Origin of the sequence: Streptomyces sp. NBC_01451 (assembly GCF_036227485.1) — a bacterium.
GTDB lineage: Bacteria > Actinomycetota > Actinomycetes > Streptomycetales > Streptomycetaceae > Streptomyces.
This window is the reverse complement of record NZ_CP109479.1, coordinates 8,433,680-8,460,256: the sequence shown is the minus strand read 5'-3', so window position 1 is coordinate 8,460,256 and position 26,577 is coordinate 8,433,680. Positions and strand designations below refer to the sequence as shown.

Below are 26,577 nucleotides of genomic sequence, written 5' to 3'. Positions count from 1 at the left end.
ATCGTGCAAGAGTAAACAAAAGGGACGGAATGCAACTTAACCCTTCGGTCACAGTCCGTTCGTGATCACGCAACACCGTTGGCGCATGGTGGCTGCATGACTCGAAAAGTATCTGCGGAAACCCCTGCGGCGGACAGCCGCCCGGTACGACAGTGGCGGCAGGACGTCGTCGAACTCGCCGCACTGCTGCGCACATGGTGGGCAAGCCGCCACGGTCACGCACCGCCGGACGACAACGATGCCGGGGCCGATGCCGGCACAGGCATCGGTACGGGCATCGGTGCCGACATCGGAACGGATGCGGGTACGGATACGGAGACCGGCCCGAGCGTGCTGTGGCGGATGCGGACGACGGTGCAGGACCAGCCGGGATCGCTCGCCGCCCTGTGCATCGCCCTCGCTGGGCGGCGAATCGACATCCTCAGCCTGCAGACGCATCCGCTGGCCCGGGGCACGGTCGACGAGTTCCTGCTGCGTGCCCCCGGTGACCTCGCCGCCGCCGAGATCTCCGGGTCGGTGTCCCGGGCGGGCGGCGCCGGGACGTGGATCGAGCGCGCCGACACCCACGACCTCGTCGACGCGCCGACCCGGGTCCTGGGCCTGGCCACCCGAACGGCCCTGGACGCTGCCGAACTCCCGCTCGCACTGCGCCAGTTGCTCGGCAGGTGCACGATCCGATCGCTGCCCGGCGGGCACTCGGCGGCGCGGGAGGGCGTACCGGTCGAAGGGGCTCTGGAGGAGACGGACACGGTGATGCGGCTGCGCGCGCCGGAAGGCGGAGTGATCACCGTGGAGCGGCCGTATCTGCCGTTCACCCCGACCGAGTTCGCCCGGGCCCGGGCGCTGGTGGAGCTGGACGCCCGGCTCGGTCCCCGTGTCCCGCACGGCCAGGACGTGCTGACCCTGCCGCGGGGCAACGCCATCACCGTACGGCGCGCCGACGCGAGCGACCTGGACGCGGCGAAGGCGATGCACGCACGCTGCTCGCCGCGCACCCTCTCGCTCCGCTACCACGGCCCCATGGGCGACGCCGACCGCTACCTGGGCCACCTGCTCAGCCCTCGCTACGGCCGCACGCTCGCCGTGCAGACGGCGTCGGGACGGGTCGTCGGCCTCGGTCACCTTCTCTGGGACGGTGACGAGACCGAGATCGCGCTGCTCGTCGAGGACGATTGGCAGCGGCGCGGCGTCGGCGGCGAACTCCTGCGCCGTCTGGTGTCGATGGCGCGCGAGGCGAACTGCGAGCACGTGTACGCCGTCACGCAGTCCTCCAACACCGGCATGGTCGCCGCGATGCGCGCCCTCGGCCTGCCCCTCGACTACCAGATCGAGGAGGGCACCCTCGTCATCACGGCCCGCCTGGACGCGAACCCGGTCGCTTCCCCCAGGTCGTTCGACCACAGCGCGCGGGACTGATCCCGTACGGATCCCGTACCGAACGTCCCCCGCGACCGGCCCGGCGGCCTCCGCCGGGCCGGTCGCACGTTTCCGGTCGCGCGTTCCGGCGCGAATCCACGTGACGCCGGCCGTCGTCGCATACGAGGATGAGCGCATGTCAGACATCAAGAGCCCGCTGCCCCGTGAGGTCGCCGACACCTACGTCGACGAGCTCATCGCCCTCGACCCGGTCACCGGTACGTACCTCGGCGTGAAGGAGAGTTCGAGCAGGCTTCCGGACACCTCGCCGGCCGGCCAGGAGGCCCTGGCGGAGCTGGCACGGACGACGCTGGCACGGCTGGACGAGGCCGAGCGCCGGCCCGGCGCGGACAGTGACATCGAGCGGCGCTGCGGGCGTCTGCTGCGCGAGCGACTCACCGCCGAACTCGCCGTGCACGAGGCCGGCGAGGGCCTGCGCTCCGTCGGCAACATGCACACGGCCGCGCACTCGGTGCGCGAGGTGTTCACCGTGACGCCGACGGAGACGGACGAGGACTGGGCGGCGGTCGCGGAGCGGCTGCGCGCGGTCCCGGCCGCGCTGCGCGGCTACCGGGAGAGCCTGACCCTGGGCCTGGAACGCGAGTTGTACGCGGGGCCGCGTCCCACCGCCACGTTCATCGGGCAGCTCGGCGAGTGGTCCGGCCCGGAGGGCAAGGGCGCGGGCTGGTTCACGGACTTCGTGTCGGCCGGCCCCGAGGCACTGCGCACCGAGCTGGACGAGGCGGCCCGGGGCGCGGACGAGGCAGTCGTCGAACTGCGGGACTGGATGCGGGACGTGTACGCGCCGGCCGTCGAGGGCGCGCCGAACACGGTGGGCCGCGAGCGGTACGCGCGCTGGTCGCGCTACTGGAACGGCACGGATCTGGACCTGGACGAGGCGTACGCGTACGGCTGGGCCGAGTACCACCGGCTCCTCGGCGAGATGAAGCTGGAGGCCGAGAACGTCCTGCCCGGCGCCGCGACGCCGTGGGTGGCGCTGGCCCATCTCGACGAGCACGGCAAGCACATCGAGGGCGTCGACGAGGTCCGCGAGTGGCTCCAGGGTCTGATGGACCAGGCGATCGAGGCGCTGGACGGCACGCACTTCGAACTCGCCGAGCGGGTGAAGAAGGTGGAGTCCCGCATCGCACCGCCCGGCGGTGCGGCGGCGCCGTACTACATGTCCCCGTCGGAGGACTTCTCCCGCCCGGGCACCACCTGGCTGCCGACGATGGGCCAGACTCGCTTCCCGGTGTACGACCTGGTGTCGACCTGGTACCACGAGGGTGTCCCCGGCCATCACCTCCAGCTCGCGCAGTGGGTGCACGTCGCCGAGAACCTCTCCCGCTACCAGGCCACCGTCGGCGGTGTCAGCGCCAACTGCGAGGGCTGGGCGCTGTACGCGGAGCGCCTCATGGACGAGCTGGGCTACCTCACGGACGCGGAACAGCGCCTCGGTTACCTCGACGCCCAGATGATGCGGGCCGCCCGGGTCATCGTCGACATCGGTATGCACGCGGAGCTGGAGATCCCGGCGGACTCCCCGTTCCACCCGGGCGAGCGCTGGACCCCGGAACTGGCCCAGGAGTTCTTCGGCGCCCACAGCAGCCGCCCCGCGGACTTCGTGGAGAGCGAGCTGACGCGCTATCTGACCATCCCCGGCCAGGCGATCGGCTACAAGCTGGGCGAACGGGCCTGGCTCCTGGGCCGGGAGAACGCCCGGCGCCGCCACGGCGACGCCTTCGACGCGAAGGCCTGGCACATGGCCGCGCTGTCGCAGGGCTCGCTCGGTCTGGACGACCTGGTGGACGAGCTGTCCCGGCTGTGAGGTAGCCCGACGAGAGCAACTCAACTGCGTGGCAAGGGGGTTGTGGGGGTCGGGAGTCGGGGGGACACCCCACTGCTCCCTGCTCCTGCCCCCGCGGCACGTCAGTACGTCAGTACGTCAGCAGCCGGGGCGAGCGCTGCCGGGACCCGGGCCGGCAGTCCGTGGCGACCCGCCTGCGGTACGCGCCCGCATATTCGCTGTCCTCATCCCCTCCCCGTGAGCCACCCTCTACTTCCATGAACACCCGAACTCTCTTCCTCTCCCCACGTGTCACCGCTACGGGACACGCCCTGGCCGACGCGGCTCGTGGGCGTGCCATGGGTGTCGAGGTCCTGCGCGAGTGGCGTGTGCCCGAGGAGTGGCGGGCTGCCGAGGGCGCGACGCTGTACGCCGGGCCGCTGTTCGCGGACGCGGTGGCCGCCGGGCTGGGGCTCGGGCTGCTGGAGGCGGCGCCGGACTGGCTGGCCCGGCTGCCGCACGAACTCACCCGCCGGGAGATCGAGTTCAGTACCGTCGCCGAGGCCAGGCAGTTGCGGCGGCCCGTCTTCGTGAAGCCGCCCAACGACAAGAGCTTCCCCGCGCGTGTCTATCCGGACGGAAGCCGGCTGCCGGGTCCCGACGCGGTCGACGACGGCACGCCGGTGCTGGTGAGCGACATCGTGGCGTTCGCGATGGAGTACCGGCTGTTCCTGCTCGACGGTGAAGTCCGCACGGGCAGCAGGTACTTGACGCACGGCGAGCTGGATGTCGTCCCGCTCGACGAGGACCCCCGCAGGGCGGAGGTCCTGGACTTCGCGGGGCGTCTGGCGTCCCGGTATCTGCCGAGTGCCGTCGTCGTGGACGTCGGTCTGCTGTCGGACACGGAGGGCGCCGAGTGGGCGGTCGTCGAGGCCAACGCGGCCTGGGCCAGCGGGCATTACGCCTGCGATCCGGCCGCCGTCCTCGATGTCGTCCTGCATGCGGCCCGCCCGGAGGAGGAGTTCGGCCCGGCGGACCGTACCTTCCTGCGCCCGTTGCCCGAAGTCGTGCGGGACCAGGACTCGGCGGGCCGGTAGGGGGCTGCGGCCCGCTGTCGCCTCAGCAGCCGCAGTCCGCCGCGTCGACCGGGGCCGTCAGCGCGTCGGTGTCGCGGCGCCGAAGGCCCTCCCACGTCTCGAACGCGAAGCCCTCGCGCGCCCAGTACTCGAAGCCGCCGAGCATCTCCTTGACCTGGTAGCCGAGTTGGGCGAGCGCGAGGGCGGCACGGGTCGCCCCGTTGCAGCCGGGGCCCCAGCAGTACGTCACCACCGGCACGGACCTGTCGAGCAGTCGGGCGGCCTGTTCGGGGATCAGGGCCGTCGGCAGGTGGAGGGCGCCGGGGATGTGGCCCTGGTCCCAGGACTCGGTGGAGCGCGAGTCGACGACCACGAACCCGGGGTCGCCGTCGGCTGCGAGGGCCGCTGCCACGTCGGACACGTCGGCGTGGAAGGCGAGGCTCGCGGCGAAGTGGGCGGCGGCCTCGGCCGGGGAGGCCGGGGCGACGCGCAGGACGGGGTTGACGACGCTCGTGCTGACGCTCATGGGCTGCCTGCCTTTCCCTGGTGGAGGCCCGGGCCGGGACTCCGTGGCCAGAAATCTACGGCCGGCGTTCACTCACCTGAAGGTGTGATCCACGGGCTTCCGCTTGTTCAGCCGGGGATTCCCCTGCTATTCCTCGGGTATGAGCACGTTTTCCCCGGACAGCACCGACTGGTGCATCCTCGATGTCCTTCAGCGCGACGGCCGCGCCACTTTCGCCGAGCTGGCACGCGCCGTCGCGATGTCCCCGAGCGCGGTCACCGAGCGGGTGCGGCGGCTGGAGGAGGCCGGTGTCATCCAGGGGTACTCGGCGGTCGTCGACCCGGAGCGGCTCGGCCTGCCGATCCTCGCCTTCGTCCGGCTCAGGTACCCGAACGGCAACTACAAACCGTTCCACGACCTGGTCGCCGTGACACCCGAGATCCTGGAGACGCACCACGTGACGGGCGACGACTGCTTCGTCATCAAGGTCGTCGCACGGTCGATGCGGCATCTGGAGGAGGTGTCGGGGAAGATCGGCGCGCTGGGCTCGGTGACCACGAGTGTCGTCTACTCCTCGCCGCTCCCCCGCCGCGCCGTCGGCCAGTGAGCGGCTGAGCGTCCCCGACCGCTCCGACCGGTCCAGCCGGGCGTCCTCACCCGCCACCCCGCTGCCGCACCACCGACCCCGATCTCCCCTTCACCACCTCCAGCTGGGCGTGGATCCGCCGCCGCAGGTCGGGCACATGGCTGACGATGCCGACGCTGCGGTCGCGTTCGCGCAGCGAGTCGAGGACGTCGAGGACCTCGTCCAGTGTCTGGTCGTCGAGGCTGCCGAAGCCCTCGTCGATGAAGAGGGTGTCGAGGCGGACCCCGCCGGCCTCGTCCGTGACGACGTCCGCGAGGCCGAGGGCGAGGGCGAGCGAGGCGAAGAACGTCTCGCCGCCGGACAGGGTCGCCGTGTCCCGCTCCCGGCCGGTCCAGGCGTCGACGACATGCAGTCCGAGGCCGCTACGGCCCCGCCCGGCCCGGTCGTCGGAGTGGACGAGGGTGTAGCGCCCGGACGACATGCGGCGCAGCCGTGCCGTCGCGGCTGCGGCCACCTGTTCCAGGCGGGCCGCGAGGACGTACGACTCCAGCCGCATCCTGCGTTCGTTGTCGGCCGAGGTGCCCGCGGTGAGGGTGGCGAGGCGGGCCACCCGGTCGTGGGCGGCCCGCAGCGGCGCGAGGCGGCGTACGGCGGTGGCCGAGCGGGCGGACAGGCGGTCGAGTTCGGTGCAGCGACTCGCGGCCGCGTCGCGCGCGGAGGCGGCTTCCCGCAGCCGACGGGCCGCGGCCGAGGCCGTCTGTTCCGCGCCCCCGAGGTCGGCCGGCGGCAGCTGTGCGGCGGCCACGGTGTCGGGTTCGGCGAGGGCGGCCCGTACGGCGGCCTCCTCGGACTGCCAGTCGTCCAGGCGGCGTTGGAGTTCGCGGTGGGCCGCGTCGTCCAGCAGTGCGTCCGCCGCCGCGCGCGGGGTGTCGAACCCGGCTCGGTAGGCGGCGTCGGCCAGGCGGGCGTCGGCGTCCTTGAGCCGCTGGGCGGTGTCCTCGGCGGCGCGCGCCGCCTCGGCCGTCCCGGTGAGCAGCGCTGCCTGCCGTTCCAGCTGGGCCGCTCGCGCGGCGACACTGTCGGCGCCGCCCCGGGCCTGCGCCAACTCCTCCTCCAGCGCGGCCCGTTCAGCGTCGAGTGTGTCCCGGCGGGCGACCCGGGACGCCGTCCTGAGTGCCGCCTCCTGCTGGGCGGCACTGCGGCGCTCGCGCTCCTGCTCGGCCCGGCGCAGTTCCTCGTGCGCGGAGTGCAGCCCGGAGGCGCCCCGCCGGGCCTCCTCGTACCGCCGCTCCAACTCGTCGGCCTGTGCGGCGAGTTGATCGGTGGGTGTGTCCCCGGCCTCGGCGGTGGCAGCCGCAAGTGCCTCGCGTACGAGGCCCAGTCGGCGTTCGTCCTCGGTGCGGTGCTCGTCGGCCCGCTGGTAGGCGGCCAGTGCGCGTTCCTCCGCCTCGCGGTCGACGTGTCCGGCGACCTTCCGTGCGGGCGCCGGGTGTTCGGTGGCCCCGCAGACGGCGCAGGGTTCACCGTCGCTGAGATTCGCGGCCAGCTCGGCGGCGATGCCGTTCAGGCGCTGTTCCTTGAGGTCGAGCCAGTGGGCCTTCGCCTCCGTGGCACGCTCGCGCGAGGCCAGTACGCGGGTCTGTGCCTCGTCCGTGTCCCGGCCCAAGGTGTCGCGCTGGCGGGCCGCCCTGAGCCGGTTCTGGGCGGGTTCCCGCTGGACGGCGAGCTGTTCGGCCCTGGTGGCGGCCTCCTGGGCCGACTCGATACGCGTCTGGAGGCCCGCCTTTGTCGCCTCCCAGTCGCCGAGCCAGTTCTCCGCGTCGTGCAGGACGTCCTCGTCGGCGCGCTCCTGTCGGTCCAGGCCGGTGCGCTCGGCGACGAGTTGGGCCAGCCGCTGTTCGGCGCGGCGGGCGGATTCGAGGCCGCCCAGTTCCTCGGCGGCCCGGCGCGCGGCGGCGGCCAGTCCACCGGCTCCGGCGTCCGCGAAGGTGTCCGGCAGCAGGGCACGCGCCTGTGTCTCGGCGTCGGCCGCGCGCCGGTGCTCGGTCCCGGCGGCCTCCCGCAGCTCCAGCGCGGGTGCCACCGCCTCGGCCTTGCGGGCCCGCTCCATCCGCGCCCGGTCCTCCCGGTGGGCGTCAGCCCGCTCCTCCAGCCGCCCGGCGCGCTCCCGCGCCTCGGCGAACCGGCGTTGCAGCCGCGCCGTTTCACGTACGTCGGCCAGCGCGCCGTCCGCCGCGACCTGCGCGGACTCGGCGGCGGAGCGGGCGCAGTGGGCGATGGTGAGCAGCTCCCGCGCGGTGCAGCGGGCGACGGCGGCGGCGCCCATGATGGCCTCGGCCAGTCCCGGTTCGCCGGGCGTGAGACCGGGCAGCTCCATGGCGTCACCGGCGGCCTGTTGCATGCGGTGGGCGTCGGCCAGCAACTCCGTGTCCCCGTCGCGCACTTCGGCCTCGGCGGCGCGCCGCCGATCCGCGAGGCGCTTCTCCACCTCGGCGAAGCGGTGGGTGTCGAAGAGGCGGCCGAGGAGCTTGCCGCGGGCCTCGGCGTCGGCGCGCAGGAAACGGGCGAAGTCGCCCTGCGGCAGCAGCACGACCTGGCAGAACTGTTCGCGGCTCATCCCGAGCAGCTGGGTGACCTCCTCCCCGATCTCCTGGTGGGATCGGCTGAGGTCCTTCCAGACCCCGGCGGAGGCGTCGTACTCGCGCAGCCAGCTCTGGGCCTTGTCCAGCGTCGTGCCCGCGCCGCGCTTCTTGGGGCGTTCCCAGGGCGGCTGCCGGGTGAGCTCCAACCGGCGTCCGGCGACGGTGAGTTCGAGGGTGACCTCGGTGCGGGTGCCGGGCTCGGCATGGTCGCTGCGCAGCGAACCTCCCTGGCGGGCGCCGGGCACCGAGCCGTACAGCGCGTAGCAGACGGCGTCCAGGACGGAGGTCTTGCCCGCACCCGTCGGACCGTGCAGGAGGAAGAGCCCGGCGGCGGACAGCTCGCCGAAGTCGACCTGCTGGGCGCCGCCGAAGGGCCCGAAGGCCGTGATGTCCAGCCGGTGCAGCCTCACCGGGCGCCCTCCGTGTCCGTGCTCCCGTGAGCGCGCCTCACCGGGCCACCTCCCGTACCGTCTCGTCCGCGCGGACCGCGTCGAACACGTCCCGCAGTACGCCCCGTTCGTGGTCGTCGGCTCCCGCGCCCCGCACGTGCAGGACGAAGTCCTCCGCGATCTCCTGGTCGCCGCGCCCGGCCAGGCGCCGTGCGTATGTCACGTCCGGGTCCCCGGGTGGCCGCTCCGGATCGAAGGTGAGGCTCAGGGTGTGCGGGAACCGTTCCATGAGCCGGGCCATGGGGTCGGCGGGGCGCACCGCGTCGGTCAGTGTGGCCTCGACCCACGCGTCCTCGTGGCGGGCGAGGTCCGGATCGGCGAGCAGTTCCTCCAGCGCCCCACGGATACGGGCGAGCGCGCGCGGCACCGGGCAGTCGACGCGTTCCGCGCTGACCGAGCCGTCGTCCGCCAGGTCGACCAGCCACATGCTCTTGCGGTGGTCGGCCTCCGAGAAGGAGTACGGCAGCGGGGAGCCGGAGTAGCGCACGCGCCCGGTGATGGTCTGACAGCCGTGCAGATGGCCCAGCGCCACATAGTCGACGCCGTCGAACACTCCGGAGGGCACTGCGGCGACGCCTCCGACGGTGATGTCCCGCTCGCTGTCGCTGGCCTCGCCGCCGGTGACGAAGGCATGGGCGAGGACGACGGAACGGGTGCCCTCCGCGCGCGTGGCGAGGTCGGCGCGGACCCGGTCCATGGCGGCGGCGAGGACGGACTCGTGGCCCGCCTTCTCCACCCCGAACTCGTCCTTCACCAGTGCCGGTTCAAGATAGGGCAGTCCGTAGAAGGCGACGTCGCCGAAGGCGTCCCGGAGCATCACGGGGGTGCCGGCCGCCGACGGGTCGGTGCGCAGATGGATGCCGGCGCGGTCGATGAGCCCGGCGCCGACGCCGAGGCGGCGGGCCGAGTCGTGGTTGCCGGAGATCATCACCGTCGGCACGCCGAGACCGGCGAGCCGGTGCAGGGCGTCGTCGAAGAGCTCGACGGCGGCCAGCGGGGGCACCGCCCGGTCGTACACATCACCCGACACGACCACCGCGTCGACCTCGCGCTCGCGCGCGACGGAGACGAGATGGCCGATGAACCCGGCCTGCGCCCCGAGCATGTTCACCCGGTGGAAGGAGCGGCCGAGATGCCAGTCGGACGTGTGCAGCAGTCTCATGATCCCCGAAACTAACAGCCGGGTCTGACATCACGGGCGGTTACTCCCGTATCGGCCCGATGTGCGGCCCCGGAGGGCCTCGCGGCGCTCATGCGTCCCCGTGCACCTCTCCGTACGCCTCTCCCCCGAGCGTGAACCCGGCGGTCCCCGCTGTGGCGTCCGCCAGCCAGGTCCGGAAGGCGTCCACATCGGCGTCCGGCAGCCCGATCTCGATCGTGACGGCCTCCCCGTACCGCACGTCACGCACCTCGCGTCCGGTGGACCGCAGGTCGTTCTGGATCTTTCCGGCCCGCTGGTGGTCGACGGTCACCGTGGCCAGCCGGAAGCGGCGGCGGGTGCGGGTGCCGAGCACGTCGAGGGCTTCGCCGACCGCTCCCCCGTACGCCCGGATGAGACCGCCCGCGCCCAGTTTGACGCCGCCGTAGTAGCGGGTGACGACGGCGACGACATACCGCATGTCGCGGCGCAGCAGCATCTGGAGCATCGGGACGCCGGCGGTGCCGCCCGGTTCACCGTCGTCGCTCGCCCGCTGGACCGAGGCGTCGGCGCCGATGACGTACGCGAAGCAGTTGTGGGTGGCGTCGGCGTGCTCCCTGCGGACGGCGGCGACGAACTCCTGGGCCTCCTGCTCGGTGGCCGCGGGGGCGAGGGCGCACAGGAAGCGGGAGCGGTTGACCTCGGTCTCGTGCACACCCGCGTGGGTCACTGTGCGGTACTCGTCCGGCATCCGGCCACCCTATGCGCAGCCGGCCGCCCGGCCGGAGGCGCGGGTGCCGCCGTGCTGGATACGACCTGGTCAGCGGGTCTTCGTCCCGCGCGGCACGATCATGTCCGTGAGCAGGGCCGCGCCGGGCGCGAGGTCCTGCCAGCCCTCGCCGTGCCAGGCCAGGACGGCGATCGCGGAGGTCGGGAACTTCGTCCGTACGGTGTCCAGCGTGCCGTCGAGCGCGTCCCCGGCCAGCTCCAGTACCAGTTCCTCCAGGCCGGGGTTGTGCCCGACCAGCAGCAACGTCCCGACGGCGGGCGGGACTTCGCGTACGACGGCCAGCAACTCCGGTACGTCGGCCCCGTACAGCCGCGGATCGTGCCGGACCGGCGGCGGGGTGCCCCACTCGGCCGCCGCCAACTCCCAGGTAAGGCGGGCGCGTTCGGCGGGGGAACACAGGGCGAGGTCGGGCAGGCAGTCGGCTTCGGCGAGCGCTCGTCCGGCGGCGGGAGCGTCCCGCAGGCCCCGCGGGCCGAGGGGCCGGTCGTGGTCGTCGACACCCATAGGCCAGGCCGACTTGGCGTGCCGCAGGACGACGAGCCGGCGCAGCGGGCCCGCGTGTCGGCGGCCGGTCACGTCAACGACCCGATCTCGCGGGTGAGTTCGATGCCGAGGATCCGGTCGGCGTAGGCGTACGTCTCGAAGCGGGCCCCGTCCGGCAGCCCGTCGAGGGTCTCGACGCGGCGCAGGACGTCCAGTACGGCGGGCAGGTTCAGGTCGTCCTCCCAGGCGGCGCGCAGTTCCTGCCGTACCCCCTCGGGCACCGGACGGGACGGCTGCACCGCCCAGACGGCGACCGACCGGCGCCAGTGCGCGAGCGTGCTCCCCGTGTCGGTCAGGGCGGCCGGGGTCAGGTGGACGGGCTCGGAGCGGGGGCGGGCGAGCAGGGCGAGGCGGAGGGTGGCGGGGTCGACGTCTCCGGGAACACCCACGGCCTCGCCGGAGTCGGCCGGGGCGACATCGATCCTGATGCCGCCCGTTGCCTCGTCACCCCGGCGCACCACATGGATCAGCTGGGCCCCCGCGAACTCCGGTCCGACATCACGCCGGTCCTCGAAGGGCCGGATACCGAGAGCCGTCGCGCCCGCCCGGAGTTCGGCCACCTGTTCCCCACCGGCCAGTACGGCCCACACGGGGGTGCCGCCGATCTCCAGGGCGCGGGCGAGGACATCGGCGACCAGGAGGACACGGAGGTCGGTGGTGCCGGAGCCGGGCGCATGCGCCTCGACACGGGTCAGGGCACGGCGGGCCGGGGCGGCGACTACGGACTCGTCGGATCGGGCGTCGTAGATGCGGAGCACGGTGCCGAGCGTAACGCTCCGCCGGGTTGGCGGATCGTTCCGGCTCAGGTTGACGGTTCGTTCCGGCTCGGGTGGCCGGTTTCGGTGGTCCGGGTCGCGCCCATGCGCCGGAGCCGCCCGTCGACGCGGCTCCGCGCCCTTGGACGAGTGCTGCCGCATCCGCGCTTTCAGCCGCCGACGTCCCGCTGAGCGGGACTGGGAACGGTCGCGCGACGGCTTTACGCGCAGCTTATTGATTGTACCGACCGTTAGGTCTACTTTACGCGGCAGGCGCACCGGAGTCGCAGACGGGCACGCGCCGCATCCCCCTTCCCCATCTCCGCTCACCCCTTGGAAGGCCGCCCATGACCCAGACACAGACCGCCGCCCCGCAGGAAGCCGAAAGACCTCTTTCCACCAGGCGCAACGTGCTCGTCGTCGTCGCGCTCGTGTGGACCGTCCAGCTGGTCGCCCTCATGGCCGCGCTGTCCGGCATCGCGCAGGCCGAGGTCGCGATCCACTTCAGGACGACCGAGATCGCCTGGTTCACCCTGATGACCCTGCTGACAGGGACCTTCTTCCTGCCCTTCGCGGTCAAGGCCGCGGCGCTCTTCGGCAAGAAGAAGGTGCTGCTCGTCGCCACCGGGCTGGGTTTCGTCGGTGACCTGATCGCCGCCCTCGCCACCGACTACCGCACCCTGCTCATCGGCCGCGGCATCGCGGGCATCTACGCGGCCACCGCCCCGCTGGCCTACGCGATCACCCGCGACGTCTTCCCCCGTCGCTGGGTCGGACTCGCGAGCGGCATCCTCGCCGGCGGTGTGGGCCTCGTCGCCTTCGGCGGGCCGTTCCTGTCCGGCTGGCTCCTGGACGACTACGGCTTCCGCGGCGTGCTGTGGTTCATGGCCATCAGCACCGCGGTGAGCTTCGCACTGGTGGCGGCCTTCGTGCCCGAGAGCCCGATCCGCGCGGCGGGCGGCCGGATGGACTGGCTCGGCGGCGTCCTCCTCGGCGGTGGGATCACGGCACTTGTCTACGCCGTCGGCCAGGGCTCGCACTGGGGCTGGGACAGCGGCAGGTTCGCGACCTGGATCGCCGGGGCGCTGATCGCGCTGATCGCCTTCGTCCTCGTCGAACGCCGTGTCGCCGAGCCCCTGTTCCCGCCGGCCATGACCCGGCGTCGCTCGGTGTGGACCGTCCTGCTGGCCACATCCATCGCGGCCGGCTCGCTCAGCGCCGTCGGCGTCGTGATCCAGATGCTGATACTGATGCCGAAGATCCCCAACGTCTCCGAAGGCCTGGGCTGGTCCGGTACCCACAACGCCATCGTCACCAGCCCCATCAGCGCGATGATCATCGTGGCGGCCGTCGGCACCGGCTTCCTCGCCCGCCGGATGGACGCACGGATCCTGCTGGGCTTCGGCTCCGCGCTCACCGTCCTCGGCTACGGCATCGGCACCCAGCTGCACCACAGCGCTCCCCAGATCGTGGGGATGGGCATCATCGCGGGGACCGGCACGGGCATGGTCATGGCCATCGCGCCCATCATGATCATCGAGGTGGTCACCCCCGAGGAACAGGCGCTGGCCAACGGGGCTCAGACCCTCGGTCAGGGCGTCGCCCAGATCATCGTGTCCCAGCTGGCCTTCGTCGTGATGGCACAGCACGGGGCGATCATGCAGGGCACCCAGTTCTACCTCGACGAAGGCTTCACCAACGGGCTCTGGCTCGTCGTCGGCTGCTGCGCCGTGGGCACACTGCTCGTCTCCCTGATCCCCAAGAGCAAGCGCCTCGACGAGGTCCAGGCCGGCCAGGCAGCTGTCTGACCGACCGACTTCGGCACACGGTACGCGAGTTGGGCCCGCCGCTCTCGACGAAGCGGCGGGCCCAACCCGCGTTGCGCGTGCCTCAGCGCACGGCTCGGCGACAAGTGCGGACCGGCCAGGGGCGAGGCCCCCGGAGCACCCGGCCGCCGGCCACCACGACCACGTACGTACGAGCGTGATGACTCGCGTGCGCTCACACGGAAGCGGACGCACGCGCCCCCGCGCATACGCGTACGCACGTCGGGCGGTGGATCGCCGGTGTCGGAGCAGGCCGGTTCGTCCACGGCGGGTCGGAAGGCGGCGCCCCACACACAGCCGTAGCCGGACGGCACTGGGCCCGACCCCCCGACGGTCCCGCGACGGAAAGGTCGGGGGTCGGTGGATCGGGCCCAGTGCCGTCCGGCTGTCGCTCCGCGCCTGTGAGGCAGCGGGACGACGTCCGTCCTAGCCGAACTGGTGCTTGAGGAAGGAGCCGGACCAGGCCATCAGGTCGGAAGGCACGTAGTAGTCCTTCTCGTCGTTGATGCTGTCCCAGTTGGCCGCGACGTCCTCGACGGTCGCCGGACCGTCCTGGTGGACGTAGCCCTCGGTCGAGGCGATGAAGAGGCGCGCGAAGCGGCCGGCGCCGGCCGTGTAGATCTCCCCGCTGACCGGGCAGTTCTCGTGGGCGAGGTACGCCACCATCGGCGCCACCGCCGCCGACGGCATGTGCGGCACACCGGGGACGGGCTGCGCGTCGTCCGGCTGCTCGCCCCCGCCCATGCGGGTCATCGCCGCCGGCGCGATCAGGTTGACCTTGATGTTGTGCGGCTCGCCGGCCAGCCGGGCGCTGCGGGCCAGGCCGACCGTGCCCGCCTTCGCCGCCGCGTACGACAGGTTGTTGTCGAGTCCGAACATGCCGCTGGAGGTGGTCAGTACGGCCCGCCCGTACCCCTGTTCGACGAAGTGCGGCCAGGCGGCCCGCAGGGTGTTGAACGAACCGACGAGGTGTACGGCGAGGTGGCGTTCCAGGTTCTCCGCCTCGATCTCGGGCAGCCCGGCGTACCGGATGATCCCGGCGTTGTTGACGAGGACGTCGATACGGCCGAAGTCCTCGATCGCACGGTTGATGATCGCCTCGGCACCGGACTGCGTGGACACGTCGTTGGTGTCCGCGACGGCCGTACCGCCCGCGGCGGTGATCTCCTCGACGACCGTCTGCGCGGGGCCGACGTCCGTGCCGTCGCCCTCGATCGACCCGCCGAGGTCGTTGACGACGACCTTCGCGCCCCGCTCCGCCAGCAGACGGGCGTAGGCCCGGCCGAGGCCGCGGCCCGCGCCGGTGACGACGGCGACGCGTCCTTCGAAGCTGAACTCGCTCATAGGTGACTCCTGTTGTGCTGGGATTGAAAGACGGTCGCCGTCTGCCGGGTACTGCCAGGACTACCGGTGCTACCAGGTGACGGGCAGCTCGCTGATGCCGAAGGCCAGTGCGTCGGCCGGACGGAAGTCCAGTTCGTCACGGTCGACGGCGAGGCGCAGGGTCGGGACACGGCGGTAGAGCGTGCCGTAGACGACCTGGAGTTCGATACGGGCGAGCTGCTGGCCGAGGCACTGGTGGATGCCCCAGCCGAAGGCGACGTGGTGGCTCGCCTTGCGGGTGAGGTCCAGCTTCTCCGGCTCGGGGAATGCCTCCGGGTCCCAGTTCCCGGCGGGCAGCGCGGCGATGATGCCGTCGCCCGCCTTGATCTCGGCCCCCTCGAACTCGAAGTCCTCGGCGGCGATCCGGCGCTGTCCGAGCTGTGGAACGGTGAGATAGCGCAGGATCTCCTCGACCGCGTTGGCGACGGCCTTCGTGTCGTCGATCTCGCGCAGGTTCGCCAGCTGGCCGGGGTTGTCCAGCAGCAGGGCGGTACCCAGCGTGATCATGCTGGAGCTGGTCTCGTGACCGGCGATCAGCAGGATCATGGACAGCATGACGGCCTCGGGAAGGGTGAGGTCACCGTCCTTGATCCGCGCGGCGAAGTCGGAGAGCACGTCCTCGGCGGGCTCCTCCATCTTCTTCTGGAGCAGGTTGGCCAGGTAGCCGCCCAGCGCCGCGTTCGCCGCGTTCTGCTGCTCGACCGTCTTGTCGCTCCTGGTGGCCCACTGGGCGTGTTCCTGGAAGAAGTCGTGGTCCGCGTACGGCACTCCGAGCAGCACGCAGATCATCAGCGAGGGCAGCGGCAGCGACACCGCGGTCACGAGGTCCGCCGGCTTGGGGCCCGCGAGCATCCGGTCGATGAGCTCGTCGGTGAACTCCTGGATGCTCGGCCGCAGCGCCTCCATCCGGGGGCGGGTGAACGGGCGGGTCATCATGCGTCGGATGCGCGTGTGGTCGGCGCCGTCCGCGTTGAAGATCGTCAGCGGGTGGTGGGGGGCCGACTCCGCCATGACGTGGTTCGGGTACGGGAACCCGGGCCGCTTGTCGTCCGAGCTGACCCGGGGGTCCGACAGGATCGCCCGCTGCGCGGCATGGCCGGTGACCAGCCACGGGGTACTGCCGTCCCAGATGCGGACCCGGGTCACCGGAGCCTTCTCGTTCAGGGCGCGCAGTCCGGGCGGCGGTGCGAAGGGGCACTTGGCGTCCCGGTCGTCCTGATAGAAGTACGCCTGCTCGTCGGGGGCGAGCCGGGTCTCTGCCTCAGCCATGGATTCTCCTCAAGTGGTGGGGGCGGGCGCACACGGAACCCGGGGGTTCTCCGTGCGTCCGGCGTCCGGTCTATTCCTCGATGCGGATGGCCAGCGCCGGGCAGATCGCGGCGGCGTTGCGCACGTCCTCGGCCAGTTCGGCGGGCGGGTTCTCGTCCAGGAGGACGACGATGCCGTCCTCGTCACGCTGGTCGAACACGTCCATGGCGGCGTTCACGCACTGTCCGGCGGCGACGCACTTCTCCTCGTCGACGACAACCTTCATGACTTCTCTCCTGGTCGGTTCAGTGGGTAGGGGCGGGTACGGGGGCAGGGGTGGAGGCCGGAGTGGGTTCGGTGGCGGTCTGGAGCGCGTCCACGACTTCCTGGCGGCGCAGCCGGGTCTGCTTGGGCATGTTCCAGCCCAGAACCCCCGTGACCCGGCCCTTGACGCGATACCGGGCGACGAAGCGGCGGGCCGCCAACTCGCCCTCCACGACGTCCACTTCGGCCTCCGTCGGCAGGAAGCCGTGGACCTGGAGCTTGGCGTCGTACTGGTCGGTCCAGAAGTACGGCACGGGTAGGTAGGGCCGGTCCTCGCCGAGGATCGCGCCGGCGACCGCCATCGCCTGCTCCGTGGCGTTGGTCCGGTTCTCCAGCCGGATCGGCCGGCCCAGGGCCTCGTGGTGCCAGCGGGCCACGTCTCCGACCGCGTAGATCCCCTCGGCCGCCCGGCACCGCGCGTCGCACACCACGCCGTTGTCCAGGGTCAGGCCGCTGTCCGCCAGCCACTGAGTCGCCGGAACCGCTCCGATCGCGACCACGACCACATCGGCCGGCAGTACCTCCTCCGAGGCCAGCCGCACCCCCGTGACCCGGCCGCCCTCGCCCGCCGTCCCGACGACACCCTCACCCAGCCGCAGCGTCACCCCGCGCTCGGTGTGCAGGCCGGCCAGCACCCCCGACACCACCGGACCCACCTGCAACGCCATCGGTGCCGCCAACGGCCCGGCCAACGTCACCTCCAGGCCCAGCGTCCGCGCGGTCGCCGCGATCTCCGACCCCAGCACGCCCTCACCGACGACGACCAACCGACGGCCCGGCAGCAACTCGGCGCGCAACGCCAGCGCGTCGTCGAGGGTGCGCAGTACATGCACCCCGGCCAGTTCGTCCTGCCCGGGAAACCGCCGAGCCCGCACACCCGTCGCGATCACGACGGTATCGGCGGCGACCTCGCGTCCGGACGCCGTACGCACCGCCCGCGACTCGGCGTCCAACGCGACAGCGGTCTCCCCGAGGAGGAACTCGGCATCCAGCGCCGACAGTTGTTCCTGCGCCCGCAGCGCGGCCCGCTCCGGCTCCCAGGCGCCGGACAGCACCTGCTTCGACAGCGGCGGGCGGTCGTACGGAGCGTGCGGCTCGTCGCCCAACACCGTCACCCCGCCCACGAACCCCTTGCGCCGCAACGCCTCCACCGTAGACAACCCCGCCGCCGAGGCCCCCACCACCAGGACACGGGCCGTCATGCGATCACCCCGCGGGTGCCGTTCCTGACGTCGTCGATGCTCATGCGTGCTCCATTGCAGCTGCGGCTCGATACCTCGGTGAAAATTATACCTATCGGTCGGTACAAACAACCCTGTGCGGAGGTACGCCGTCGGCGACACCCTCCGCCCGGGCCGCTCACGCCAGATAGCGGCCGCCGTTCGCGCTGAGCGTCTGCCCGGTCACGTAGCTCGCCTCCTCGGAGGCCAGATAGGCCACCGCGTAGGCGATGTCCTCCGGGGTGCCGGCCCGCTTCATCGGCATCATGGCGGCGACCGCGTCGACGTCGACTGGACCCTGGCGCACCAGTGGGGTGTCGATGAACCCCGGCGGGACGTGGTTGACCGTGATCCCCTTCTCGATGTACTCGACGGCCAGGGCCCTGGTGAGGCCGATGACACCGCCCTTGGAGGCGGCGTAGTGCGCCATGGAGGGTGCGCCGGTCTGCGCGGACGACGAGGAGATGTTGATGATCCGGCCCCAGCCCGCCTCGACCATGTCCGGCACCAGTTCCTTGGTGACCAGGAACGGGCCCTTGAGGTTGATCCCGATCATGCGGTCCCAGGCGGCTTCACTGATGCTCGTGAAGGGCTCGTAGGCGGTCGTTCCGGCGTTGTTGACCAGGATCGCGACCGGACCGAGCTCGGCCCGGGTGCGGGCCGCCGAGGCCGCCACGGCCTCGGCGTCGGCCGCGTCTCCGCCCACCGCGATCGCCGTACCGCCCTCCTTGACGATCAGGGCGACGGTTTCCTCGGCGCCCTCGGTGTTCAGGTCCCAGACGGCGACCGCGGCCCCCTTGGCGGCGAGTACGGTGGCGATTCCACGGCCGATGCCGCGCGCGCCGCCGGTGACGACCGCGACCTTTCCCTGCAGTGTCATGCGTGCTCCTTGAGTGATGTGGGGTGCCGACGGCCGCTCACGCCCGGTCGGCGGCGATACGGGGGGGGCGACACAGCCGCCCGTCAGCCCTCCAGGGCCTCGCGGGCCGCGGTACGGGCGGCCACGGCCCGGGGGAAGCCGGTGTAGCCACTGGAGTGGTAGATGACCTCGGCGATCTCGTCCTCGGTCAGCCCGTTCGTCCGGGCGATGCGGACATGGGTCTTCAGCTCGGTCTCGGCACCGAGGGCGATGAGGATGCCCAGCGTCACCAGACTGCGGTCGCGCGGGGCCAGCCCCTCACGGCCCCACAGCCCGCCCCAGACGCCGAGCAGACCGATGTCGACGAGCTCCTCGCCGAGGCGGCCGTCCCGCAGATCGATGTCGCCTTCGGGGAACACACCCGGCAGGGCGGCACGCATGGCCTTCCAGCCTGCGGCCCGCAGATCGGCGGTCTCTTCGACACCCTTGTCGCTCATACCTGTACTCCCGTTGTGCGGTTTCACGTCCTTCAGCGAAAGTTAGATCAGACGGTCGGTACAATCAATGACCCGGCCGAGATTCACATCCATTGCCCGGACCCGCCCTCTCATCTACTCTCACTGAATATTCGACCGAGCGGTCGACATATGAATCAAGGCTCACGCGGGAGAGCACATGAGCGACACGACGAAGACCAGCCCGGACCAGGGCAGCGCGAGCAACACGGACGACTCGGTCGACGTACTGGTCATCGGTGCCGGCGTCACCGGCATCTACCAGCTGTACCGGGCCCGGGAGGCCGGGTTCTCCGTGAAGCTGCTGGAGGCCGGTACCGGGGTGGGAGGCACCTGGTACTGGAACCGCTACCCCGAGGCGCGCTTCGACTCCGAGAGCTACACCTACGGCTACCTCTTCTCCAAGGAACTGTGGGAGGAGTGGGAGTGGTCGGAGAAGTTCGCCGGCCAGCCGGAGATCGAGCGGTACTTCAACCACGTCGTCGACCGGTTCGACCTGCGCCGCGACATCTCCTTCGGCGTCAAGGTGACCGCGGCCGTCTTCGACGAGGCGTCCGGGACCTGGACCGTGCGGGGCAGCGACGGCACCGAGGTCCGGGCCCGCTTCGTCGTCGCGGCGACCGGCAACCTCTCGGTGCCGTTCATCCCGGCCATCCCGGGACGCGAGGACTTCCGCGGAGCGCAGCACCACACCAGCCGCTGGCCGAAGACCCCCATCGACTTCACCGGCAAGCGGGTGGCCCAGATCGGCACCGGCTCCAGCGGGGTGCAGATCATCTCCGCGATCGCGGACGACGTGGCGCAGCTGACCGTCTTCCAGAAGGACGCCGACTGGCTCACGCCGCTCAACAACGGGCCGATCACGCCCGAGGAGCAGGCGGAGCTGAAGGCGAACTTCGAGTCCATCCGCGAGACGCTGAACGCCTCGCCGAGCGGGTTCCTCCACCAGATCGTCATGCGTTCCGGCCTGGAGGACAGCCCTGAGGACCGCCAGGCGTTCTACGAGGAGCGGTGGAACGGCCCCGGCTTCACCAAGCTGACCGAGCACTACTACGACATGCTCTCGAACGAGACCGTGAACGCGGAGTGGTGCGCGTTCCTGGCCGACAAGATCCGCGGCATCGTCAAGGACCCGGAGACGGCGGAGAAGCTGATCCCCAAGGCCCACGGCTACGGCGGGCGCCGGCCCCCCTTCGGGACCGGCTACTACGAGACGTACAACAAGCCGAACGTCTCCCTGGTCGACATCAACGAGACGCCGATCACCCGCATCACCGAGGACGGGATCGAAACCACCGCGGGTGTCGAGGAGTTCGACATCATCATCTGGGCGACCGGTTACGACTTCGGCACCGGCGCCCTCAACCGGCTCGGGGTGCGGGGCCGTCAGGGCCTCCCGCTGAAGGAGTACTGGTCGGACGGCCCGCTCACCTACCTCGGGGTCGCGACGGCCGGCTTCCCCAACTTCTTCTTCCCCGGCGGGCCGCACGGCGCCACGGGCAACAACCCGCGGTACGCCGGTGACCAGGTGGAGTTCGTCACCGACGCGCTCGTCCACGCGCGCGAGCACGGTCACGACGTCATCGAGGTGACCGAGGCCGCCGAGGAGGAGTGGACGGACAGTGTGAACAACAGCACGATGTCCTCCTTCCTGGAGAGCAGCTACTTCTCCGGGGGCAACATCCCCGGCAAGCCGATCAAGCAGCTGCTGAACCCGAGCGGACGCTGGAACCTCCAGGCACTGATCCGCGAGGCGGTCCAGAACGACTTCCCCGCCTTCGCCTTCTCCAAGGCGAAGGAAGCGGAGAACAGGGCCTGACCAGGCAGAAAGCCGATGCTGGTGCCGCCCGACGGATCGGGCGGCACCAGCATCGGCCTTCCGTGACGCGTTACGGCAGGAAGGTCGTGACCCTCCGCTGGAACTTCCACGCGCCGTCGTGCTGGCGCAGCGTGTCGTCGTAGCGGCCCACGAGCTGCACCGCCCAGCCCGCCTCACCGCGCTGGAAGAACGCCAGGTTGCTGACCGCCGTGGCCTCCTCATCGGTGTACGAGGTGACCACCGTGTTGGCCACCAGGTGCAGCTGCGGCTGGGTCGGCGCGAAGGCGGCGAAGCCCTCGCGGATCGCGTCCCGGCCCTCGAAGGTCGCGATACCGGCGATCTCGGCGACACCGTCGGGCACGAACAGTTCGGCGAGGTCGGCGGTGCGGTTGGTGTCCAGCGCCTGCGCGTAGGCGGCGATGGCGGTGTGCACACCGGTGGTGACCGACGCCTCGGCGTCGGCGGAAGTGGTGCTCATCTCTCTCCAAGGTCAAGTCGAAGGGGGTGACACGTGCTCAGACCTGGTACGTCGTCTTCCTGCGCCGGAGCAGCCAGGTGCCGTCGACCCGGGTCAGCTCGTCCTCGTAGTGCCCGACGACCTGGACCGCCCAGCCCGCCTCGCCGCGCTGGAGGAATGCCACGTCACTCGTGGCCGTCGCCTCGTCGTCGGTGGAGGAGGTGACGACCGTGTTGGTGACCAGGTGCAGCTGCGGCTTCTCCGGCGCCCAGCCCTTGAAGGCCGCGCGGAGGGCGTCATGCCCCTGCAGGGGGTCCGTGCCCGGCAGTTCCAGGACCCCGTCGGTCGTGTACAGCGCGACGATCTCGTCGGTGCGTCCGGCGTCCTGAGCCTGGGTGTGCGTCCCGATCACGGAACGTACGCCGGCAGCCACCCACGCCTGTGTGGATTCGCTCATCATCTCCCCAACAGTCGATGTTTCGACCACTGAGTCTATTGCTGAACGCAAGACAATATAAAGAGCTGCGACGGAACAGTTCTGGTTGTTGACCGACCGGTATAATCTAAATAGCATGCCGACGACTGTCGACGAGGACCGTCGCGTGAGGAGACGTTAGTCATGACGAAGCGTTGGAAGCAGCGTCCGCCGGGCTCGACCTGGGGCGACTGGGGCGAGGACGACGAGCTGGGCCGGATCAACCTGCTCACCCGGGAGAAGGTCCTCCAGGGCGTGCGCGAGGTCGAGCACGGCATCGCCTTCAGCCTCAGCCTGCCGCTGGACCATCCCGGCGGTACGGCCATGAACCAGCGCCGCTACCCGCCGATCCTGCGCCCCACCGAGGACCTCCAGCACAACCAGGACGTCTTCTACAACATCAGGGCCAGCGAACACTTCTCCCCCGACCTCATCGACGTGTGGTCCGACGACGTGGTCACCCTCTGGCTCCAGTACTCCACCCAGTGGGACGCCCTCGCCCACCAGGGCGCCGAGTTCGACGCCGACGCCGACGGCGTCGCCGAGGCCGTCTACTACAACGGCTACCGCGCCGGCACCGACCTCGTCGGACCCCAGGACGACGCCAAGGGCGACGGCAGCGGCAGCCTCGGCTTCGCCCGCCACCTCGGCCTCGAACACATGGCCCAGCACGGCGTCCAGGGACGCGGCGTCCTCATCGACATCGCCCACCACCTCGGCACCGGCTACCAGGCCGTCAACCACCAGCAACTGCGCGAGATCATGGACGCCGACAACGTCACCGTCGAACCCGGCGACATCGTCCTGCTCCACACCGGCTTCGCCACCCAGATCCTCGCCTGGAACAAGAACCCCGACCCCGTCGCCATCCACCGGACCGCCGCCTACCTCGACGCCCACGACCCCGCGATCCTCCAATGGATCACCGACTCCCAACTCGCGGGTCTCGTCGCGGACAACTACGCCGTCGAGGGAGTGGGCGTCGGCAACGAGACCGGCCCCCACTCCCTCCTGCCCATCCACCACCTCTGCCTCTTCAAACTGGGCATCCCCCTCGGCGAACTCTGGTACCTCGACAAACTCGCCACCTGGCTGCGCCAACACAACCGCAGCCGCTTCCTCCTCACCGCACCCCCACTCAACCTCCCAGGAACACAAGGCAGCCCCCTCACACCGATCGCCACCGTCTGACACGGACTCCCCGAGGGAGAGGGCCCCAGGACTTTGCCTTGGGTTCTAGGAGTCGTCGCAACACCCCAGCTCAAGGGGTGCGATGGAGTTCGAGATCCGCAAGGTGCGGACGGTGGCGCAAGGGCGTAGGCAGCTGGTCCGTGAGCGGGAGGAATACTTCCGGCTCATGGATCAGGGCCTGAGCAGCTTGGAAGCCTGCCGACGCGTCGGGATCAATATCCGGACGGGCAAGCGGTGGCGCAACGGCCGCAACCCGTCGGGCAGGCACAAGGCGGCGCCACCGGTCAAAGCGGTGGCGCCGTCTCCCGGTCCGTCCCGGTATCTGCGTGAGGCCGACCGGATCCACATCGCCGACCGGCTGCGGGAGAAGGCCACGGTCCGCACGATCGCCGCCGAGCTGGGTCGCAGCCCGTCCACCATCAGCCGGGAGATCTGCCGCAACCGGCACCCCGGCAACGGCCAGTACCGGCCCTTCGCCGCCCAGGCCCGCGCCGACTCCCGCCGGCCCCGGCCCAAAACCGGCAAGATCGGCCAGAACCCGCAGTTGCGGGACTTCATCCAGAACCACCTGGACATACGGTGGAGCCCGGAGCAGATCTGCCAGGCTCTGCGGGCACAGTTCCCCCGGCGGCCGGAGATGCACGTGGTCCACGAGACGGTCTACCAGGCCCTCTACGTCCAAGGACGCGGCGAACTCCGCCGCGAACTGGCCAAAGCCCTCCGCTCGGGCCGCACCCGCCGCAAACCCCGCCGCCAGGCCCAGCAGCGCCAGCCGCGGTTCTCCACCCCCATGGTCATGATCAGTGAACGCCCCGCCGAAGCCGAGGACCGGGCCGTTCCCGGCCACTGGGAAGGCGACCTGATCATCGGCAAGGACGGCGCCTCCGCCATCGGCACGCTGGTCGAGCGCGCCACCCGCTACGTGATGCTGCTGCACCTGCCCGACGGCCGAACCGCCGAACATGTCCGCGACGCCCTGGTCGAAACCGCCCAGACCCTGCCCGCCCACCTGGTGCGGTCACTGACCTGGGACCAGGGCTCCGAGATGGCCGCCCACGCCTCCTTCACCCTGGCCACCGACATCCCGGTCTACTTCTGCGACCCGGCCAGCCCCTGGCAGCGCGGTTCGAACGAGAACACCAACGGCCTGCTGCGGCAGTACTTCCCCAAAGGCACCGACCTTGCGGTCCACACCCGCGAACGCCTGGACGCCGTCGCCGCCGAGCTCAACGGCCGCCCACGCAAAACACTCGACTGGGAAACCCCAGCCGAGCGCCTGCATAAACTGCTCGCGGCCTGATCAACCGACCACGTGTTGCAACGACCCCTCGAATCCGCCTGCTCCTGGGGGCCTCTCCCTTTTCCCTGCCCGTTCTCGTGCGGCCGTTCGTGTGGTCAGACCGCCGCGATCCGGCGCAGCGTCTCGGCGATCGTGTCCTGCGACGGCAGCCACACCCGCTCCAGGGAGGGCGCGTACGGTGCCGGCACATGCGGCGGGGCCACGCGTGTCACCGGAGCGTCCAGGTGCCAGAACCCCTCGTCGACGGCGAGCGCGGACAGTTCGGCACCGACGCCGAAGTCCCGTACGGCCTCGTGGGCGATGACCAGACGGTTGGTCTTGGCGAGGGAGGCGAGCACGGTCTCCCGGTCCAGCGGGGCGACCGTGCGTAGGTCGATCACCTCCACGCTCACTCCCTCGGCGGCCAGCACATCCGCCGCGGCCAGGCAGTCCTGGACCATCCGGGACCAGGAGACCAGGGTGATGTCGGTGCCCTCGCGGATCACCTTGGCCTTGCCCAGGGGGATGAGGTGGTCGGCCGGCGGACGCGGGCCCTTGAGTCCGTACTGGAGCCGGTTCTCCACGAAGACCACCGGGTTCGGGTCCTGGATGGCGGCGCGCAGCAGGCCGTACGTGTCGGCCGGGTTGGACGGCATCACCACCGTCAGGCCCGGGATGTGGGCGAGCAGCGCCTCCAGGCTCTGCGAGTGCTGGCTGCCCGAGGAGCGGCCCGCGCCGAACTGGGTGCGGACGACGAGCGGCATGGAGGCCCGGCCGCCGGTCATGAAGCGCAGCTTGGCGGCCTGGTTGAGCAGCATGTCGAGGGCGACGCCGATGAAGTCCATGTACATGATCTCGACCACCGGCTTCATCCCGGCCATGGCCGCCCCGACCGCCGTGCCGAGGATGGCGCTCTCGCTGATCGGCGTGTCACGGACCCGGCCGGGGAAGGCGTCCGCCAGGCCCCGGGTGAGGCCGAAGACGTTGCCGCCCGCGCCGATGTCGATCCCGGCGAGGAACACGTCGGGGTCGGCGGCGAGTTCGTGTTCCAGGGCGAGGCGTACGGCGTCCATGGAGCGGAAGACCTCGCCCTCGGCGGGGGCCGGCTCGGGGATCGTGGAGCGCGGCGCCGAGACGAAGTCGTACAGGGTCTCGGGGGCCGGCTCGGGCAGGCTCCTGGCCCACTCCACGGCCGCCTCGATCTCCTTGTCGATCTCCTCGTCGACGGCGTCGGCCAGCACGGCCGGGACACCGGCCGCGGCCAGGTGCCGGCGGGCGACCAGCAGCGGGTCGCGCTCCTTGGCGGCGGCGACCTCCTCGGCGCTGCGGTAGCGCTCGGGGTCCCCCTCGTAGTGGCCGTGCCAGCGGTAGGTCTCGGCCTCCACGAGGACGGGGCCCGCGCCGCCCCGCAGGCGTTCCACCACGTCGTTCATCAGCCCCGCCACCGCGAGGACGTCGTTGCCGTCGACGTGCGCGTAGTCGATGCCGTACCCGGCGGCCCGGGCGGAGAGCGAGGCGCGGTGCTGTTCGGACGCGGGCGAGAACTCGGAGTAGTGGTTGTTCTCGCACAGGAAGACGACAGGCAGGTCCCATACGGCGGCCAGGTTGACGGCCTCGTGGAACATGCCCTGGGCGACCGCGCCGTCCCCGAAGAACGCCACGACCACGTCTCCCGCGGCACGCAGCTTGGCCGCGGTGGCCACTCCGGTGGCGATCGGCAGACCGGCGCCGACGATGCCGTTGGCGCCGTAGATGCCGAGACCCGGGTCGGCGATGTGCATCGAACCGCCGCGACCGTGACAGGTCCCGGCCTCCTTGCCCATCAGCTCGGCCATCATGGACGCCGTGTCGAGGCCCTTGGCCAGGACGTGGCCGTGCCCCCGGTGGGTGGAGGTGATTCCGTCGCCGGGGCCCAGCGGCCAGCAGGCGCCCACCGCACTGGCCTCCTGACCGATCGACAGATGCAGGAAGCCCGGGATCTCCGTCGCCTTGTACAGGACGGACGCCCGCTCCTCGAAGCGCCGGATGCGCCGCATCCGGCGGTACATTTCCAGGAGCTGTTCCGCGTGCGCGGAGCCGGCGAAACCGGCGGAACCGGTCGTTGTCTGGTGGGGTGCCTCGGTCGTCATGCGCGTCCTCGCAATGATCGCGCGGGCGGTACAAGGCCGCGCCGCCGGAGTCCATCTTTTAATGTACCGTCTGGTCTAGCAAACTGGTCAAGCACAATAGAACGAGGTCCCGGACCCGCTTCCCCCCGGATGTGCCAACGGCCACCCGGACGCGAGCCCGGGACCA

Annotated in this window: 23 protein-coding genes; 8 read left to right on the top strand and 15 right to left on the bottom strand. The window is 71.1% G+C overall.

The genetic code is table 11. The features are described 5' to 3' along the window. Positions 1–96 precede the first annotated feature (96 nt). The 3 genes from OG595_RS37235 (at position 97) to OG595_RS37225 (ending at position 4,299) form a co-directional block, all read left to right on the top strand. Positions 97–1,416 (top strand): GNAT family N-acetyltransferase, encoded by a 1,320-nt coding sequence (locus tag OG595_RS37235; protein WP_329279926.1) that lies wholly within the window; start codon positions 97–99, stop codon positions 1,414–1,416. Positions 1,417–1,552: 136 nt separating this feature from the next. After that, the gene (locus OG595_RS37230) at positions 1,553–3,244 is read left to right on the top strand and encodes a DUF885 domain-containing protein (protein WP_329279924.1); all 1,692 of its coding nucleotides are present in this window, start codon (positions 1,553–1,555) and stop codon (positions 3,242–3,244) included. 236 nt (positions 3,245–3,480) lie between these two features. Next, entirely contained in the window at positions 3,481–4,299 is an 819-nt protein-coding gene (locus OG595_RS37225) for an ATP-grasp domain-containing protein (RefSeq protein ID WP_329279922.1), read from the top strand. A gap of 22 nt (positions 4,300–4,321) precedes the next feature. Here the strand turns inward: OG595_RS37225 and OG595_RS37220 are convergent, their stop codons facing one another. Next, the gene (locus OG595_RS37220; protein WP_329279920.1) at positions 4,322–4,804 is read right to left on the bottom strand and encodes a rhodanese-like domain-containing protein; all 483 of its coding nucleotides are present in this window, start codon (positions 4,802–4,804) and stop codon (positions 4,322–4,324) included. A gap of 139 nt (positions 4,805–4,943) precedes the next feature. On the opposite strand from OG595_RS37220, the gene OG595_RS37215 reads away from it, so the two are divergent. Next, positions 4,944–5,390: an Lrp/AsnC family transcriptional regulator gene (locus OG595_RS37215; RefSeq protein WP_329279918.1), complete on the top strand. Its 447-nt coding sequence runs from the start codon at positions 4,944–4,946 to the stop codon at positions 5,388–5,390. 46 nt (positions 5,391–5,436) lie between these two features. Here OG595_RS37215 and OG595_RS37210 read toward each other — a convergent pair whose 3' ends face one another. The 5 genes from OG595_RS37210 to OG595_RS37190 all read right to left on the bottom strand — a co-directional run bounded on the left by OG595_RS37210 (position 5,437) and on the right by OG595_RS37190 (position 11,689). Further along, on the bottom strand, positions 5,437–8,421 hold the full coding sequence (locus OG595_RS37210; protein WP_329279916.1) for an SMC family ATPase: 2,985 nt from the start codon (positions 8,419–8,421) through the stop codon (positions 5,437–5,439). A gap of 37 nt (positions 8,422–8,458) precedes the next feature. Continuing rightward, complete coding sequence (locus OG595_RS37205) at positions 8,459–9,622, bottom strand: exonuclease SbcCD subunit D (RefSeq protein WP_329279913.1); 1,164 nt, start codon at positions 9,620–9,622, stop codon at positions 8,459–8,461. Positions 9,623–9,710: 88 nt separating this feature from the next. Continuing rightward, the gene (locus OG595_RS37200) at positions 9,711–10,349 is read right to left on the bottom strand and encodes a YigZ family protein (protein WP_329279911.1); all 639 of its coding nucleotides are present in this window, start codon (positions 10,347–10,349) and stop codon (positions 9,711–9,713) included. A gap of 69 nt (positions 10,350–10,418) precedes the next feature. Further along, positions 10,419–10,964: a SixA phosphatase family protein gene (locus tag OG595_RS37195; protein WP_329279910.1), complete on the bottom strand. Its 546-nt coding sequence runs from the start codon at positions 10,962–10,964 to the stop codon at positions 10,419–10,421. Beyond that, positions 10,961–11,689: a hypothetical protein gene (locus OG595_RS37190; protein ID WP_329279908.1), complete on the bottom strand. Its 729-nt coding sequence runs from the start codon at positions 11,687–11,689 to the stop codon at positions 10,961–10,963. The genes OG595_RS37195 and OG595_RS37190 overlap by 4 nt, the downstream gene beginning before the upstream one ends. A gap of 344 nt (positions 11,690–12,033) precedes the next feature. Here OG595_RS37190 and OG595_RS37185 point away from each other — a divergent pair, with 344 nt between their 5' ends. Further along, positions 12,034–13,494 (top strand): MFS transporter, encoded by a 1,461-nt coding sequence (locus tag OG595_RS37185; protein ID WP_329279906.1) that lies wholly within the window; start codon positions 12,034–12,036, stop codon positions 13,492–13,494. 444 nt (positions 13,495–13,938) lie between these two features. Here the strand turns inward: OG595_RS37185 and OG595_RS37180 are convergent, their stop codons facing one another. The 6 genes from OG595_RS37180 to OG595_RS37155 form a co-directional block, all read right to left on the bottom strand. Then, on the bottom strand, positions 13,939–14,856 hold the full coding sequence (locus tag OG595_RS37180; RefSeq protein WP_329279904.1) for an SDR family NAD(P)-dependent oxidoreductase: 918 nt from the start codon (positions 14,854–14,856) through the stop codon (positions 13,939–13,941). A 69-nt stretch (positions 14,857–14,925) separates the two neighbouring features. Then, entirely contained in the window at positions 14,926–16,164 is a 1,239-nt protein-coding gene (locus OG595_RS37175; protein ID WP_329279903.1) for a cytochrome P450, read from the bottom strand. Between the two features lie 70 nt (positions 16,165–16,234). After that, positions 16,235–16,429, bottom strand: coding sequence for a ferredoxin (locus OG595_RS37170; protein WP_164324347.1), 195 nt, complete (start codon positions 16,427–16,429; stop codon positions 16,235–16,237). 19 nt (positions 16,430–16,448) lie between these two features. After that, positions 16,449–17,669 carry an NAD(P)/FAD-dependent oxidoreductase gene (locus OG595_RS37165; RefSeq protein WP_329279900.1) on the bottom strand — a complete coding sequence of 407 codons (1,221 nt, stop codon included), beginning with the start codon at positions 17,667–17,669 and terminating at the stop codon, positions 16,449–16,451. Positions 17,670–17,826: 157 nt separating this feature from the next. Continuing rightward, on the bottom strand, positions 17,827–18,567 hold the full coding sequence (locus OG595_RS37160; protein ID WP_329279897.1) for an SDR family NAD(P)-dependent oxidoreductase: 741 nt from the start codon (positions 18,565–18,567) through the stop codon (positions 17,827–17,829). Positions 18,568–18,650: 83 nt separating this feature from the next. Further along, entirely contained in the window at positions 18,651–19,043 is a 393-nt protein-coding gene (locus tag OG595_RS37155; protein WP_329279895.1) for a carboxymuconolactone decarboxylase family protein, read from the bottom strand. Between the two features lie 178 nt (positions 19,044–19,221). Between OG595_RS37155 and OG595_RS37150 the strand changes: the two genes are divergently transcribed. Beyond that, positions 19,222–20,880, top strand: a complete 1,659-nt coding sequence (locus tag OG595_RS37150; RefSeq protein ID WP_329279893.1) for a flavin-containing monooxygenase — start codon at positions 19,222–19,224, stop codon at positions 20,878–20,880. Positions 20,881–20,950: 70 nt separating this feature from the next. Here OG595_RS37150 and OG595_RS37145 read toward each other — a convergent pair whose 3' ends face one another. Together OG595_RS37145 and OG595_RS37140 are read right to left on the bottom strand one after the other, a co-directional pair. Beyond that, positions 20,951–21,358: a nuclear transport factor 2 family protein gene (locus tag OG595_RS37145; RefSeq protein WP_329279891.1), complete on the bottom strand. Its 408-nt coding sequence runs from the start codon at positions 21,356–21,358 to the stop codon at positions 20,951–20,953. Between the two features lie 37 nt (positions 21,359–21,395). Then, entirely contained in the window at positions 21,396–21,794 is a 399-nt protein-coding gene (locus tag OG595_RS37140) for a nuclear transport factor 2 family protein (RefSeq protein ID WP_329279888.1), read from the bottom strand. A gap of 162 nt (positions 21,795–21,956) precedes the next feature. Here OG595_RS37140 and OG595_RS37135 point away from each other — a divergent pair, with 162 nt between their 5' ends. Both OG595_RS37135 and OG595_RS37130 read left to right on the top strand, forming a co-directional pair. After that, positions 21,957–23,003, top strand: a complete 1,047-nt coding sequence (locus tag OG595_RS37135) for a cyclase family protein (RefSeq protein WP_329279886.1) — start codon at positions 21,957–21,959, stop codon at positions 23,001–23,003. Positions 23,004–23,085: 82 nt separating this feature from the next. After that, positions 23,086–24,303, top strand: a complete 1,218-nt coding sequence (locus tag OG595_RS37130) for an IS30 family transposase (RefSeq protein WP_329279883.1) — start codon at positions 23,086–23,088, stop codon at positions 24,301–24,303. 95 nt (positions 24,304–24,398) lie between these two features. On the opposite strand, the gene OG595_RS37125 is transcribed toward OG595_RS37130, so the two are convergent. Further along, the gene (locus OG595_RS37125; RefSeq protein WP_329279880.1) at positions 24,399–26,411 is read right to left on the bottom strand and encodes an alpha-ketoacid dehydrogenase subunit alpha/beta; all 2,013 of its coding nucleotides are present in this window, start codon (positions 26,409–26,411) and stop codon (positions 24,399–24,401) included. Positions 26,412–26,577 lie beyond the last annotated feature (166 nt).

Excerpts from the sequence above, each read along its gene's own strand:
- OG595_RS37235 (WP_329279926.1), top strand. The coding sequence starts at position 97 with ATGACTCGAAAAGTATCTGCGGAAACCCCTGCGGCGGACAGCCGCCCG.
- OG595_RS37230 (WP_329279924.1), top strand. The coding sequence starts at position 1,553 with ATGTCAGACATCAAGAGCCCGCTGCCCCGTGAGGTCGCCGACACCTAC.
- OG595_RS37225 (WP_329279922.1), top strand. The coding sequence starts at position 3,481 with ATGAACACCCGAACTCTCTTCCTCTCCCCACGTGTCACCGCTACGGGA.
- OG595_RS37220 (WP_329279920.1), bottom strand. The coding sequence starts at position 4,804 with ATGAGCGTCAGCACGAGCGTCGTCAACCCCGTCCTGCGCGTCGCCCCG.
- OG595_RS37215 (WP_329279918.1), top strand. The coding sequence starts at position 4,944 with ATGAGCACGTTTTCCCCGGACAGCACCGACTGGTGCATCCTCGATGTC.
- OG595_RS37205 (WP_329279913.1), bottom strand. The coding sequence starts at position 9,622 with ATGAGACTGCTGCACACGTCCGACTGGCATCTCGGCCGCTCCTTCCAC.
- OG595_RS37200 (WP_329279911.1), bottom strand. The coding sequence starts at position 10,349 with ATGCCGGACGAGTACCGCACAGTGACCCACGCGGGTGTGCACGAGACC.
- OG595_RS37185 (WP_329279906.1), top strand. The coding sequence starts at position 12,034 with ATGACCCAGACACAGACCGCCGCCCCGCAGGAAGCCGAAAGACCTCTT.
- OG595_RS37180 (WP_329279904.1), bottom strand. The coding sequence starts at position 14,856 with ATGAGCGAGTTCAGCTTCGAAGGACGCGTCGCCGTCGTCACCGGCGCG.
- OG595_RS37175 (WP_329279903.1), bottom strand. The coding sequence starts at position 16,164 with ATGGCTGAGGCAGAGACCCGGCTCGCCCCCGACGAGCAGGCGTACTTC.
- OG595_RS37170 (WP_164324347.1), bottom strand. The coding sequence starts at position 16,429 with ATGAAGGTTGTCGTCGACGAGGAGAAGTGCGTCGCCGCCGGACAGTGC.
- OG595_RS37165 (WP_329279900.1), bottom strand. The coding sequence starts at position 17,669 with ATGACGGCCCGTGTCCTGGTGGTGGGGGCCTCGGCGGCGGGGTTGTCT.
- OG595_RS37160 (WP_329279897.1), bottom strand. The coding sequence starts at position 18,567 with ATGACACTGCAGGGAAAGGTCGCGGTCGTCACCGGCGGCGCGCGCGGC.
- OG595_RS37155 (WP_329279895.1), bottom strand. The coding sequence starts at position 19,043 with ATGAGCGACAAGGGTGTCGAAGAGACCGCCGATCTGCGGGCCGCAGGC.
- OG595_RS37150 (WP_329279893.1), top strand. The coding sequence starts at position 19,222 with ATGAGCGACACGACGAAGACCAGCCCGGACCAGGGCAGCGCGAGCAAC.
- OG595_RS37145 (WP_329279891.1), bottom strand. The coding sequence starts at position 21,358 with ATGAGCACCACTTCCGCCGACGCCGAGGCGTCGGTCACCACCGGTGTG.
- OG595_RS37140 (WP_329279888.1), bottom strand. The coding sequence starts at position 21,794 with ATGAGCGAATCCACACAGGCGTGGGTGGCTGCCGGCGTACGTTCCGTG.
- OG595_RS37135 (WP_329279886.1), top strand. The coding sequence starts at position 21,957 with ATGACGAAGCGTTGGAAGCAGCGTCCGCCGGGCTCGACCTGGGGCGAC.
- OG595_RS37130 (WP_329279883.1), top strand. The coding sequence starts at position 23,086 with ATGGAGTTCGAGATCCGCAAGGTGCGGACGGTGGCGCAAGGGCGTAGG.
- OG595_RS37125 (WP_329279880.1), bottom strand. The coding sequence starts at position 26,411 with ATGACGACCGAGGCACCCCACCAGACAACGACCGGTTCCGCCGGTTTC.